This is a genomic window from Myxacorys almedinensis A (assembly GCF_010091945.1).
Classification (GTDB): Bacteria; Cyanobacteriota; Cyanobacteriia; order Leptolyngbyales; family Leptolyngbyaceae; genus Myxacorys; species Myxacorys almedinensis.
Window position 1 is genome coordinate 41,314 of sequence record NZ_WVIE01000023.1, and the last position, 13,194, is coordinate 54,507.

General features: G+C 51.6%; 10 protein-coding genes. 5 read left to right on the plus strand and 5 right to left on the minus strand.

Annotation, left to right across the window (positions count from 1 at the left end; genetic code table 11):
- Nucleotides 1-4 precede the first annotated feature (4 nt).
- The 4 genes from GS601_RS17350 (at nt 5) to GS601_RS17365 (ending at nt 4,643) form a co-directional block, all read left to right on the plus strand.
- Complete coding sequence (locus GS601_RS17350; protein WP_238393343.1) at nt 5-1,105, plus strand: sensor protein KdpD; 1,101 nt, start codon at nt 5-7, stop codon at nt 1,103-1,105.
- Between the two features lie 42 nt (nt 1,106-1,147).
- Complete coding sequence (locus GS601_RS17355) at nt 1,148-2,287, plus strand: anhydro-N-acetylmuramic acid kinase (RefSeq protein ID WP_162424551.1); 1,140 nt, start codon at nt 1,148-1,150, stop codon at nt 2,285-2,287.
- 66 nt (nt 2,288-2,353) lie between these two features.
- Nucleotides 2,354-2,800, plus strand: coding sequence for a hypothetical protein (locus GS601_RS17360; RefSeq protein WP_162424552.1), 447 nt, complete (start codon nt 2,354-2,356; stop codon nt 2,798-2,800).
- 298 nt (nt 2,801-3,098) lie between these two features.
- Nucleotides 3,099-4,643 (plus strand): protein kinase domain-containing protein, encoded by a 1,545-nt coding sequence (locus tag GS601_RS17365; protein ID WP_162424553.1) that lies wholly within the window; start codon nt 3,099-3,101, stop codon nt 4,641-4,643.
- Nucleotides 4,644-4,713: 70 nt separating this feature from the next.
- On the opposite strand, the gene fumC is transcribed toward GS601_RS17365, so the two are convergent.
- A complete protein-coding gene (gene fumC / locus GS601_RS17370; protein ID WP_162424554.1) occupies nt 4,714-6,126 on the minus strand; it encodes a class II fumarate hydratase in 1,413 nt (470 codons plus the stop codon).
- 95 nt (nt 6,127-6,221) lie between these two features.
- The gene (locus GS601_RS17375) at nt 6,222-8,327 is read right to left on the minus strand and encodes a S8 family serine peptidase (RefSeq protein ID WP_162424555.1); all 2,106 of its coding nucleotides are present in this window, start codon (nt 8,325-8,327) and stop codon (nt 6,222-6,224) included.
- Nucleotides 8,328-9,018: 691 nt separating this feature from the next.
- Here GS601_RS17375 and GS601_RS17380 point away from each other — a divergent pair.
- The gene (locus tag GS601_RS17380; protein WP_162424556.1) at nt 9,019-9,639 is read left to right on the plus strand and encodes a hypothetical protein; all 621 of its coding nucleotides are present in this window, start codon (nt 9,019-9,021) and stop codon (nt 9,637-9,639) included.
- A 166-nt stretch (nt 9,640-9,805) separates the two neighbouring features.
- Here the strand turns inward: GS601_RS17380 and GS601_RS17385 are convergent, their stop codons facing one another.
- From GS601_RS17385 to GS601_RS17395, 3 genes are all read right to left on the minus strand, one after another.
- The gene (locus GS601_RS17385; RefSeq protein WP_238393344.1) at nt 9,806-11,395 is read right to left on the minus strand and encodes a glycoside hydrolase family protein; all 1,590 of its coding nucleotides are present in this window, start codon (nt 11,393-11,395) and stop codon (nt 9,806-9,808) included.
- Between the two features lie 303 nt (nt 11,396-11,698).
- A complete protein-coding gene (locus tag GS601_RS17390; RefSeq protein WP_162424557.1) occupies nt 11,699-12,784 on the minus strand; it encodes a hypothetical protein in 1,086 nt (361 codons plus the stop codon).
- A gap of 7 nt (nt 12,785-12,791) precedes the next feature.
- Nucleotides 12,792-13,193, minus strand: a complete 402-nt coding sequence (locus GS601_RS17395; RefSeq protein ID WP_162424558.1) for a hypothetical protein — start codon at nt 13,191-13,193, stop codon at nt 12,792-12,794.
- Between the last annotated feature and the right edge of the window lies 1 nt (nt 13,194).

The following is a 13,194-nucleotide window of genomic DNA, read 5'->3' on the forward strand; positions in this document are numbered from 1 at the left end:
ACAAATGATGCTTCGTCGTGGCAAACACAAAATCTTTATTGGCATGGCTCCCGGCGTCGGTAAAACGTACCGAATGCTAGAAGAGGCGCACCGATTACGGCAAGATGGAACCGATGTCGTGATTGGCTTGCTCGAAACGCACGGGCGTCAAGATACGGCTGAAAAAGCGATCGGACTTGAATTGATTCCTCGGAAAACGGTGAACTGCTCTAACATCATGCTCACCGAAATGGACACCGACGCTGTGATTGCCCGTTGTCCTCAGCTTGCCCTAGTTGATGAGCTTGCCCATACCAATGTCCCCGGATCACCGCACGAAAAGCGTTACCAAGATGTAGAAGAGATCTTAGGGGCTGGCATTGATGTTTTTTCCACAGTCAATATCCAGCATCTAGAGAGCTTAAATGATTTAGTGGCTCGCATTACCGGTGTTGTGGTACGCGAACGAGTCCCCGATCGCTTACTAGAAGAAGCCGATGAAGTTGTCGTGATTGATGTCACACCCGAAACGCTGGAGAATCGATTGCTCGAAGGCAAAATCTACGCCCCTCAAAAAATTGATCAAGCGCGTCAAAATTTCTTCCAACGCCGTAACCTGATTGCATTGAGGGAGTTAGCCCTCCGAGAAGTTGCCGATAGCGTTGAAGGGGATGGAATTGAACAAGATACTCAAACGACTTATTCCACCGCTCACTTCTGCAATATTCACGAGCGCATTTTAGTCTGCGTTTCCACTTATCCCGACGCGGTACAACTGATTCGACGCGGCGCTCGAATTGCAGGATACGCCCACGCGCCTCTCTATGCAGTGTTTGTGCGTGATCCCGATCGCTTTCTCAGCCGCAGCGAAAGTATGCACCTCGAAACCTGCGATCGCTTATGCCAAGAGTTTGGCGGCACATTTATTCAAGAGACAAGCAGCGATATTGCTCAGGCGATCGCAGATGTCGCCAAAAAATATCGGATTACTCAAATTGTGATTGGCGAAAGTCAGCACTCACGCTGGAAGGTCTTTCTCCGACGATCGCTCACTCAACAGTTTCTCCGACTGCTCAAAGATATCGATATCCACATTATTTCAACAGAAAAAGAAGTCAAGGGATAGAGAGAATGGCATGATGGGACAAATTCTTTTTTCCCTCGTCCTATGCGTGTTATTGGTCTGATCAGTGGAACCTCGGTTGATGGCATTGATGCGGCTCTCGTGGAAATTTCTGGCTCTGGGTTTGACCTGCAAGCAGAGCTAATCAAAGGGGCGACTTATCCCTATCCAGCAGCGTTGCAGCAGCAAATTTTGGGCGTTGGTGAAGGCGAAGCAGTTTCAATGCCCGACCTTGCCGACCTTGACGATCGCATCGCGGCGCAGTTTGCCCAAGCGGCGATCGCTATCCAAGCCCACCATCCAAAAGCAGACTTGATCGGCTCTCATGGGCAAACCGTTTTTCATCGCCCTCCCGATCGGAGAAACGGGTTACAGCTTGGCTACAGTATGCAGCTTGGGCGAGGAGAGGCGATCGCGCATCTGACCCAAATTCCCACCGTCAGCAATTTTCGAGCCGCTGATATCGCCCTGGGCGGGCAAGGCGCTCCTTTAGTTCCTCCGGTTGATGCGGCACTGTTTAGACATCAAACCTACGATCGCTGCGTTCAAAACATCGGTGGCATCGGGAATCTCACGTATCTTCCGGCTAAAGATTCAGAGCGCTCAACTAAGATTCTCGGTTGGGATACCGGACCTGGAAATATGCTGCTCGATCTTGCGGTTCAGCACCTGTCGAATGGTGAAAAAACCTTTGATGACAACGGTGCATGGGCAGCCACCGGAACGCCCGATCGCACCCTGGTAGACCACTGGCTCCAGCAAGCCTATTTTCAAGCCCCACCCCCCAAATCCACCGGGCGAGAGCACTTTGGGCAAGCCTACCTAGAACAATGCCTGCTTGATGCGCGTGATCTAAACGCGGCAGATCTGCTAGCAACCTTGACCGACCTCACCGCCGCGACGATCGCTCATAGCTACAAAACCTTTCTGCCTCGCCTGCCCGATCAGGTGCTGATCTGCGGTGGCGGCAGCCGCAACGCCTATCTGAAACAGCGCATTCAAACTCACCTCAGTGAATGTACGGTGTTAACCACCGATGATGTCGGGCTGAATGCCGACTTTAAAGAAGCGATCGCATTCGCGGTGCTTGCCTATTGGCGGCATCACCACTTTCCCGGTAATCTTCCGGAGGTCACCGGAGCCACCCGCGCCGTATTTCTAGGGGAAATTTACCACGTACCATAAAACACCTACGTGATAGCATGGGGAGCCACTGAGGTCATCCCTATCCCTCCGGCAAGGACTGTCACCATGAACCATACCTTTCTCATGGAATCTGGACGCTGGACGCTCCAAGGAAACTGGCTAGAGCGAGACGGAACCCCCATCTTGGTGAAAGGCAAAATCCTCATCGCCTGGAGCCGCGATGACTGGTTCACGATGGTGACAAAACTAACGTTTCCAGCCGACGAACACGAGGAAATTAGCTTTCAATACCGAGGGCGTCTAGACGCGGGCGATCGCCGCTACACGTTTGTTCTTCAGCACAGTCTCTTGGGTCGCGTGGAGGGGGAAGGGTGGATTGCGCCAGAATCGATTGTGCAACGCTACTGGGCATTGGGCGATCGCCAGCGACGCAGCGGCTTTGAGACCTTGTATCGCCTCAACGAGAAAAAATATTATCTTTCTAGCAGCGTTTTGTCCGGGCATTATCTGACCAATACGGTAGAGGCAACCCTAGAGCGCCAACCCGCCTAAGCTTCATCCGGCGGTGTTAACAGGTAGGTGTTGACAGGTAGGCGTTGACCGGGGTTGACAACAGATGAAACTCGGATGTACAGGTTGCCTTGGAGGGAGAGAAACTGCTTAAGATCTGCGATCGCGCCTCTGCTCTATGGGCAACCTCCACTGCCCTATCCACTGCCTCTTCATCTTAGAGCCAACGATCCGTTCAAGAATTTGCAGTTACTTTACAAAGTGAACTGTCCATACTGAGGTCACGCCTTTGCCGCTCTTGCTCTTCATTTTCCTATTCTCCTATTCCCCGAAAACGCCCGTGCAGACCCGCTCCCGCAAAGATCCTAGAATTGGACAACTTCTCTCCAATCGCTATCAACTGATCGAATTGATCGGGCGCGGAGCGATGGGGCAAGTGTACAAAGCAGAAGATGTGTTGCTGGGCGGCGTCATTGTGGCGATTAAGTTTTTGGCGCAAACCCTGCTGACTCGAAAAATGCGCGATCGCTTCCGCAGCGAAGCCCGCACCTGTGCCCTGCTGAGCACCAAAAGTATGCACATCGTCCGCGTGATGGACTATGGCGTAGACGAGCAAGAAGTGCCCTACTATGTGATGGAATATTTGCAGGGCAGTAGCTTCAGCGATATTATTTCGTCGCAAAATCTGCCGTTGCCTCGGTTTTTGGGGTTGGCTCGGCAAATTTGTGCGGGCATCCAATGCGCTCACCAAGGCATTACGATCGACGGCTCTACCTACCCCATTATCCACCGAGATATTAAGCCGAGTAACCTCCTCGTCACTCAAGATCCGGGCTTTGGAGAACTGGTCAAAATTCTCGACTTTGGCATTTCCAAACTGTTGCAAGCAGACGTTAGCCAAACGAGTTCTTATATGGGCACGCTGGCGTATTCGTCGCCAGAGCAAATGGAAGGGCGCGAACTCGACTCGCGATCAGATATTTACAGTTTGGGCGTTATGCTGTTTGAGATGCTCACCGGAAAGATGCCGCTTCAAGCCGATACCCATTCGTTCGGCAGTTGGTATAAAACCCATCACTTCCAACCGCCGCGCACGTTTGAATCGATCAATCCCAGTCTCAAAGTCCCCAAAATGCTTGAGAATTTGGTGATGAGTTGTCTTGCCAAAGATGTTAACGATCGCCCCCAAACGATCGCCGATATTCTCAAAGCGCTAGAGCCACTAGAACAGCGCTACAATGCCACGCGCCAAATTAGCCATCGCATCGGTGAAGCACTACTCCGACGCCCCGTTGTGGCTCCTGTTCGCAGCCCTGATGCGCTATCGCCCGATGAGGCGTGCCAGCTAACGACGTGGCCAAAAGATAAGCCTGTTGCTCAAATTGTGTTTCCTCACATTCTAGAAACCAAGCGAGAAACGCTGGCGACGATTTGGGTGATGCTGTCTCAGCAAGAGATTGAAAATATTCAGATTGGCAAGCTCTACAATCGCCTGTACAAGAATTTTTTGTGTACAATGTCTCCGCACCCGATGATTTTGTGGATCACGGCGCTGTATAACCAAATTCATCACAAAGATTCCGATCCTCGCTGGTTGCGTTGTTACCTCGATCTGAAAACCGAGCAGGGTGAAAAAATTTCACGGTTACTGATTGATAAAGAGAAGTATTACATTCTGTTTTTTGCGCTTGAAGATCCCCAGCACTGCGCCTATGTGTTGCCGTTACAGACCACTCCAGCCCAGCGATCGCAGTTGCTTCAGTGGATGATAACCAGCCGCACTTGGACTTCGGTAGGCAAGGCAGCCCTGAGTAAAGACATCCTTAGAGACGAATTTGAGAGACTCAGACCTGCGATCGCCGAAGAACTACAGGTTGCTCAATAATTTACCGTGAGTTCGACACCCCCTTTCCCGTCGCGGCATAACTGCCGTGAAAGAACTGATCAAACTCCCGTCAAGAAAGGTTTTTTAACGGTTCTGCCGATGGGCGAAGCATCGTTTCTGGACGCACGATCGCATCAAATTCGTCTGCATTCAGAAAGCCTAGCGCTAGACAAGCCGATTTCAGCGTCGTCTTCTCCTGGTGGGCTTTTTTGGCAACCTGAGCCGCGCGATCGTAGCCAATATGTGGGTTTAAAGCAGTCACTAACATCAATGAGTTTTCTAGAAAGTGTTGAATCTGATCGCGATTAGGTTCAATGCCAACCACCATATGATCGGTAAATGAAGAACACGCATCCGATAAAATGCGAACAGAATGCAAAAGATTATGAATGAGAACAGGTTTGAACACATTAAGTTCAAAGTTTCCTTGCGTACCTGCCACTGCGATCGCGCTGTCGTTTCCCAACACTTGCACACACACCATGGTCATCGCTTCGCATTGAGTGGGGTTCACCTTTCCCGGCATGATCGATGATCCAGGTTCGTTAGCAGGTAAGACAAGTTCACCCAACCCACAGCGCGGCCCCGACCCCATCCAGCGGAGGTCGTTGGCGATTTTCATCAACGCGCAGGCAAGAGTTTTAAGGGCACCGCTCGTAGCAACAATGCCATCGTGGGCCGCCAAAGCAGCAAATTTGTTGGGCGCGCTGACAAACGGCAACCCAGTCAGGGCAGCAATCTCAGCCGATGTTCGTTCTGCAAATTCAGGATGGGTGTTGAGTCCGGTGCCAACGGCAGTTCCCCCGATCGCAAGTTCATACAAGCCTGCCAAACTCGCTTCGATGCGGTCTAAGGCTTGCTCTAACTGAGCCACGTAGCCTGAAAATTCTTGTCCCAAGGTTAAGGGAACGGCATCCATCAAATGAGTGCGACCCAGTTTAATAATAGTGTCAAACGCGATCGATTTTTGGTGCAATGCATCGCGAAGTTTTTTAACCATCGGAATCAATCGATGATGAATCGCTTCGACAGATGCAATATGCATCGCAGTTGGAAACGTATCGTTAGACGATTGAGACAGATTAACGTGATCGTTGGGATGAATGGGATCTTTACTGCCCATTGTGCCTCCTGATAGCTCGATCGCTCGGTTAGAAATCACTTCATTGGCGTTCATGTTGGTCTGCGTTCCGCTGCCAGTTTGCCATACGCTTAACGGAAAATGATCATTTAATGTGCCTGAAATCACTTCATCGGCGGCTTGAATCAGGAGCATCGCCGTTTCGGGAGACAACTTTCCGAGGGATTGATTGACAATCGCCGCCGCTTTTTTGAGGATGCCAAAGGCGCGAATTAATTCGACCGGCATTTTATCGTTACCGATCGCAAAGTAAAGCAGCGATCGCTGGGTTTGTGCGCCCCAATAAGCATGGGAAGGAACTGCGATCGCACCCATGCTGTCGGTCTCTGTTCGTGTATTCATCGTGCCCCTCATCTCACAAGCTCAATTCATAAAAAAAGTGCGCTAGTTGGCGCACCCTTATCTTATGCTTGATCTTATGCTTGGAATCTGGGTCTTTACACGCCCAGGGTTAACTTCCAGAAATTTAGCGTTCCGGTATCGTTTGCGATCGCATCGACGACGCGCAACTGCCATTGCCCCTGGGCGCTTTGCCCTAACAGGCGTCTCAGCGTTGGTGTTGTTTGCAGCGTATAGACTACTTGCAGTTGGGTTCTGCGTCCCAAAGTTCGACCTTGCAGCAGCACCACCGTGCCCAACGGCGAGATCAAGCTCACTTCGATATCTCCAAGATACGTATGATCAATGCCCACACTGACTTGCACATCGCGAACGGCAGCAGCATCATTGACCTGAACCGCACTGATCACGCCTTGGGCACTATTGTCTGGAATCGAGGCGGGATTGACGTTTTGGGCTGAAATAGAGCGGGTAGGAGACAGCAGAGATCGCCGTTGCACTGCCGCTTGCACCGCCTTTGCAGCGTTAACTTTACCATACCCAAACCAATCGCAGCGACCATTCAACTCGTAGGTTCCTTTGCGGAGTCCCAACTGAGGGTCAGCGTCAGTATCGGTAATTTTATCTGCCGTTTGTTGCAAAATTTGCCGCACCTCTTGGGCGCTCAGATCCGGGTTGGCAGACAGCACCAACGCCGCCACCCCAGCCACCAGGGGGCAAGCGCTCGATGTGCCCCCAAAGTCAGACGCGAAATTGCTGCGATCGTAGCCCCGATCTCCCACGAGATCGGCGGTAAACACCCCCAACCCTCGCAATGGCACTCGGATTTGCGGCGGCGTATACACATAGCCTAACTCTGGCAATCCCAATCCTGGAGGTGCATTGTTGCTGGGCGCGCACACCGAAATCTCTGCGCCCCAATTGCTATACGCCGCTTTCTTATTCAAGCTAGTGCAGGCAGAAACCGTAATCACATCCGGGTGAGCAGTAAATCCGCCAAGCCACTTGGTCGCGCCGCTAATCACGTTGCCTTGCCAGCCAGATTCATTGATCGTGCCATTGGTCGGTCGGTTAGCGTTGCCCGCCGCAAACACAATCACGCACCCTTTGCCGTTGCGCCCGGTGGTAGCAGCGCGAGTAATAGCCGCTTTTTGCCGGAGGGACGGCGGATAGTAAACGGCACTTGGCCCCCAACTACAAGAGATCACTGCCGCACCGCGATCGACGGCCCACCCAAATAACGCTTCGATGGTTTCATCATCTAGAAATCCGGTGGTGCGAATTGGCATCAACGCACACTCCGGAGCCACACCAACGACGCCATACCCGTTTTCTTCTGCCACAGCAACGCCTGCACATGCGGTGCCGTGATCTTCGCCAGTTTCGTCTGGCAGAGGCAGAAAGTCTTTTCCTCTAAAGTCTCTGGGCGCAACAATTTTACCGACGCCTTGAAAATCGGGGTGATTGAGATCGACGGCATCATCCATCACCGCCACTGCGATCGCACGACTGCCCCGCGTCACATCCCACGCTTGCTCTGCAAACACATGAGAACCCGCCGCCAAATCAGCCCCACCATTGTGATGAAGATGCCACTGCTTTGGATACATCGGGTCGCTGGGGCGATAGAGAGCCTGCTGTTGCACAATTATATTCGGTTCTGCGGTGAGAATTCCGGGTCGGGTAATCAGACGATTGGTAATCTTGAGGGGATTTTCCGTCGCGGCATTGGTGAGTTGAAACACAAAGGCATTGGGAATACCGAGAATCTGTTTGACCTGCTCTACCCCAAACTCTTGCGCGATCGCACGTCTTTCATCGGCATTTACAGCAGGCGCAAACTGAATCGTGATCTCGTTGGTGAGATAAACCTGAGATCCTGGAGTGTCTTGAAACTGGTAGATGTGGCTGGCATAGTTCACCTGCTCTAAGGCACGAATCTGTTGCATCACCTGATCTTTCTGTGCCGGATCGACCACTAATTCGGTCAGCTTAGACGGTGCCGCCCCTTGGGTTCGTTCGGTGGGAAAGTCATTCACCAAATTCCAAGCAGCTTCTTTGGATGTTGCATTTACAGCAAAGCGATCGTCAACTTTTTCGAGTAATAGTTCCTCGCCGCCGCGCTGAAGAATGCTGCCGCGATGCTGGGCAGAAATACTGGCATTCCCTGGTTCATGGTCGGGTAGATTGGGCTGATTGGTCATAGCATTCTCTAGATATTCAAATGAGAACTCAACGTCCCACGCTTGGTTAACATCAGTTTAGTCTGCACAAAGTTTTTCGATCCTGGTTTTTTCTGATCGAAACTCGCAGTTTGTTTAGAATTATGCTTAGCGTTAACGGCAGCTTTACGATTTTTACTATAGATATGTGATCATAAAGTTTTTGCTCACATTTTTGATCACAAAGGATTCAGACCCACCCTGTTTGATTGAGACCGCTTGATCGAGGTTCAGAAAATCCCACGAACTGCATGAAGCGGGTAGAGCATTTGTCTGACAAAAATTTATCAACTTTCAACCGATTAAACTAATAAAAAATTGCATTGTGAATAAATAGGTTTCATAACGATGAAAACACTCCGTTTGTTCCCAATTATTGATAACCAATTGAGAACCTTAGAGGATCTCTGTAGTTGCCGATCCTACCCTTCAGTAGCCCTAACAGTTGGCAGTCCTACAATGGATGCCCGTAGAGAATTCACACAAATGCTACCAATGCGATCGCGTGCAAGACACGACTCAAATCGACAATTTGAATGTGTTGAATTTGTGTTTGAAGAGAAAATCAGCCCTTTAGTTTGCCAAGATTGGCGATTAGATTTCAGAAGTGTTTTAGTAGTGATAAGATACCTGAAGTTTAATTATCCACTACTGCAAATACGGTCTAGTTTTCATGATTGATTCTGGAACTGTTCGTCACCTTCGTACTTCAGGATTGATTGCACTTTCAATTCTGACTAGTCTGGTGCTGACCCATCCGGTGAGTGCCCAAACTCCGAAACTTCCGTCGGGTGCGAATCAGGCACAACCGATCGATCCAAATGACCCTAATGTTGTGCGTCCGCTTCCGCAAAACGACAGCGTGTTGAGCTTGCAGGGCGGGCAACGCCTTATGGGCGAGGCTGAACGGGCGGTTTCTGCCCAAAACTACCCCTTAGCGATGAAAAAACTGCAAGATGCCCGGCAGGTATACAATCAGTTGTCCAATTTTTACCAGGAATTAGCGAGCAGTTTTTCTGGAATTGATATTCGAGTTGCAGACAGTCAGCGCAAGAAGGCACTAGAAACTGCTCAGATGCGAGATCAGGCAACCTACCAACTCGCACTGGTGCATCGTGCGATGAATCAGCCCGAATTAGCCGTTCCGCTTTTAGTGCAAATCATCCGCAGTCAACAACCAACGCGGGACTTGGGCAAAAAATCTTATCAGCAGTTGCTCGAACTCGGCTTTGTCGATGTGCAGTATCCCCGCACGGCTGAGCAACCCGCTACCCCTCCTGCCGCTCAAAAATAAGCGTTTTAGCGCGCATGTTGTAAAGCATCTCCTGGGAGTTGAGTCAGAAGCCTAAATCAGGGGCTTTTGACTTGAGAGTTTGACCCCAACGGTTGATGCCATGACCCCAATGGCAAGCGGGACGTTCTAGATAACGTCCCGCTTTTTTAAGTAGCAAAGTTTTGTCTTAAAGCTTTCTGGCTTGGCAAAACTTGCGATCGCGATCCGACTGCGGCTCTTGCCAAGAGTAAGCAAAGTGACTAATTGCCGAAATTCGGGGCGCAAACTTTCGCAGCGCCTCCATCTGAACTTCTAACGGTGGGCGGTTGCTAATCGACTGCTGCCAAATCCCAGCTAACACAGGTCTGACTTGCGTTCCCGGAGACGCTTGGCTAATGGTGCGCTGCACTTGATTAACAATGCAATCGGCACGACCACACACCCCATAGACCATGGGATGCCACTCAATACTGTTAGGAAATCGATCCCACGGCTGCAACCGCGAATCAAATCCCCCCTGCCCGATCGCTTGGTTGCCCTCTGGGAAAAACACCGCACCCGCCGGAATTCCGGCTTGCCGAGCCGGGTAAATGGCAGCATTGAGAAAGTCCACCACGCCTTGCATGCCATGGGCAACGCTCAAGCGCCAAAGATCGGCTTGCAAAAGGGCACGGCGCTGCCCCACTGGGGCGCGAAACTCAGTGCTAAGGGGTTGGCGTCCTTGCCACATTGGATTTGTTTCGTTGCGAAAGAGTTTATCAACAGCAGCCACATCACTTGCGTTAATAGAACCACGAGCAATAAATCGCTTGATTAGCTCTCGCCCTTTGCCATTGGTGCCCCGCTCATAAAATGCTTTGCGGGAAGCTTCGCCGTAGATCCACAGATCCTGTACTTTGGTTGCGATCGAAGCTTCTCCTGTACTACGCGGATAACGAATATAATCAAACAAAATTCCGTCAGGGCGGCGTTTTAGCACCTCCTGCACCATCCGGTAGTAGTCTTGTTTGGCTGCCAAGCTATACGGGTCGATAAACGCTTCGTTCGGGTTGACTTCTCCCAAATCAGTGCTTAGCCCGGCTAAGGTGTTGGCAGACAAGCTCGTTTGCCCGCGCCCGTTCCGTAAAAGTGAAATCTGTTTACTGGGCTGAATGGCATAGCTATAGCCAAAATTCATGGCAAACATCCACGAATACACCGACAAACCCCGCTCTCGCCCCTTTTGAATGATCTGGGCAAGGAGATCCGCCCGTTCGTTGCCGGCGCTTTTGATCACGGGTTGCCATGCGGTCGGGTTGTCACTGGCAGGCAACAAGACCTGTCCGTTATAAAACGTTTCGACATACACCTGGTTGTAGCCCCGATCGACGATCCGATCGAGCACTTCTTCTAGCGCTCCGGGCTGCAAATCGCACTCATACAGGCGTATCCACAGCCCCTGAGTCTTCAACCAGTTTTGATTGCGGCATTGTTTTAGCTGCGCGGCTTGTTTTGCAACGATCTCCTGGTAGCGCCGTTTTGCGGCTTGTTTGCCGCTCAACGCATCGCGCCGAGCCGTTTCCTTGCGAGCAATTTCATCGGATGTTTGTTGACAGTAGGGGAGAAAATTGGCTTCAGCCGGAGGTATCCAGAAATTTTGAGCGACGATGCTTGACCCCACGAGGGGTAAGGCGATGCCCCGAACCAGGGCAGAACCGTATTTCGTGATGCGTTGAAGACTGGTAGAGCAGATTGCACTTACCCTACCCCAACCAATATTGCCTTGCCCGTAAACCATAAATGATCGAACAATTCCTATAAAACAGCTAACCCTCCTCACCTGAGTTTTATAAACCAGAAGTAGGAGAATGGTTACAAAAAATCGCTAAATAATTCTGGCAGTTGTTCTAATCGTTCAGAGCCTCTGCCAGAACATTTAGCAAAGCAAGCGTTTCAAGGTTGCTTTTAAACTTTGCATTTTAGAGTTTACCGTCTCCGGTTCCAACACCGAAGCTGCGATCGCAATCCTTGCACAATCTATATCCTTGAGCTTGGTAGAAAAATGCAGGAGTTTCTCAGCAGGCAAATCCTGGTGTGCGGGTCATTTCTGCTGCCTCAAACGGTGCTCAGAGGCAAGACTGCTCATTGTGGCATCGGGTTCCGAGGGCGATAGGTTGGGTTCCGGTAGGTTGGGTTTTGAGGGCGATGCGTTTTCGCGGGGTGCGGCACTGGCTGCTGGTTGGCGAGCCACTGGGTGAACGGAGAGAGCTTGCGCGATCGCATCTAACCGCCGCGCTTGGTCTCGGCTAATGCTCGATTCTGTGTTGCCAAGCCCAGGTGCATCCCACCGATTGGTCGCAGGATTGATGTACGCATAAGTCCGGGCGCGCAAAACAGCATCTGTGCCGCGAAAGCCCTCCGTCTGAGCTTGCCGGAGCCGTTCGACATAGCCACCTTGGGCGAGGGCAGCAAGGGGGGCTTGGTTGGCTAAATCGATCGCATTTAGCTGCTCTTCGAGCGATAGCTGCACCCCGTTTCGCTCCGCCGTTTGGCGAATTACCTCAAACTGTTGGCGCAAGCGAGACAGTTGCCGTGCGTCTGCTTCTTCGGGCGATCGCGCCCCATGCTGGTAGGAAAAGCTACCCAAATTCCACACCGCATTGCCCGGATCGACGTGTCCATAATACGCCCACGTTTTGCCGCCGTCCGGAGTCCGCGTTCCTTCTGCGCTACCCACGGCAGTGGCAACCAACGAGTTAGATCCTCCCTCAAACAACTGATCAGGAGACAAAAGAATGGAACGCCGAGGAGCCGAATCGACCGGAGCAGGCTCGATCAACCGGGGCAGTTTTGCAGGAGCAGGGTTGATCGAGTTTTGGGTTGAGCGTTGCGGGGCAAGACGGGGAGACGGCTGAAACTCAACCGCGACTCTCGCTGGCTTAACTGGCTCTGCAACAGGTGGAGGGGGCTGAGGAGAGTCCTCCTTTTGTTTAGTGGGCATGTCTCGTTTTAGGGTGCCGCGCCCATCGATCTGGGTTGGTGCTGGCAAGAGTTCTGGGCGGGGCGTGGGGGATAGCGTCTTAAGGGCAGGCGGGGCAAAATTTAACCCGGGGCTAGCTTGAGCAGATTTTGCAGCCCCCAATACAAGAGCCGCAAGGCTCAGGGCTACACATACAAGTCGCTTCATGGTGTTTTTAAGGCTTTAGGGTACGTTCTAAAAAAGCTTTATCGGGTTCAACAATTGCCCAGGTTTTATCTTGTTTGAGCAGAGCCGCAAATTGCACAATTGTTGCCCGTCCGAGGGATTGCCCTTGGCGCAGCGAGCCGGTAGTGGGCGATCGCAGCCCACAAAATCGAAACAGGTAAGCGGGAATCGTGGGCGTTGAGAAATAAAGGCAGCCCCGTCCATCCACGAAGGTGTCGCCGTCGTAGGGCGCGTAGACGGCGTTTCCGTTTAAAAAAATTGACGTATCGCCCAATCCACCGGCTACGGTGTACCCCGCGATCGCATCTCCGGGCTGGAGTCCCCATTTTTGGTAAAGCGGAACCTCAATCTGAGAGCGGGTCGTAGCAGCCAGTTGGCATCCTCCAAGCATG

Bases quoted from the DNA above. Each gene is read 5' to 3' on its own strand.
- GS601_RS17355 (WP_162424551.1), top strand. From the start codon at position 1,148: ATGCGTGTTATTGGTCTGATCAGTGGAACCTCGGTTGATGGCATTGAT.
- GS601_RS17350 (WP_238393343.1), top strand. From the start codon at position 5: ATGATGCTTCGTCGTGGCAAACACAAAATCTTTATTGGCATGGCTCCC.
- fumC (WP_162424554.1), bottom strand. From the start codon at position 6,126: ATGAATACACGAACAGAGACCGACAGCATGGGTGCGATCGCAGTTCCT.
- GS601_RS17380 (WP_162424556.1), top strand. From the start codon at position 9,019: ATGATTGATTCTGGAACTGTTCGTCACCTTCGTACTTCAGGATTGATT.
- GS601_RS17385 (WP_238393344.1), bottom strand. From the start codon at position 11,395: ATGGTTTACGGGCAAGGCAATATTGGTTGGGGTAGGGTAAGTGCAATC.
- GS601_RS17390 (WP_162424557.1), bottom strand. From the start codon at position 12,784: ATGAAGCGACTTGTATGTGTAGCCCTGAGCCTTGCGGCTCTTGTATTG.
- GS601_RS17360 (WP_162424552.1), top strand. From the start codon at position 2,354: ATGAACCATACCTTTCTCATGGAATCTGGACGCTGGACGCTCCAAGGA.
- GS601_RS17375 (WP_162424555.1), bottom strand. From the start codon at position 8,327: ATGACCAATCAGCCCAATCTACCCGACCATGAACCAGGGAATGCCAGT.
- GS601_RS17395 (WP_162424558.1), bottom strand. From the start codon at position 13,193: ATGCTTGGAGGATGCCAACTGGCTGCTACGACCCGCTCTCAGATTGAG.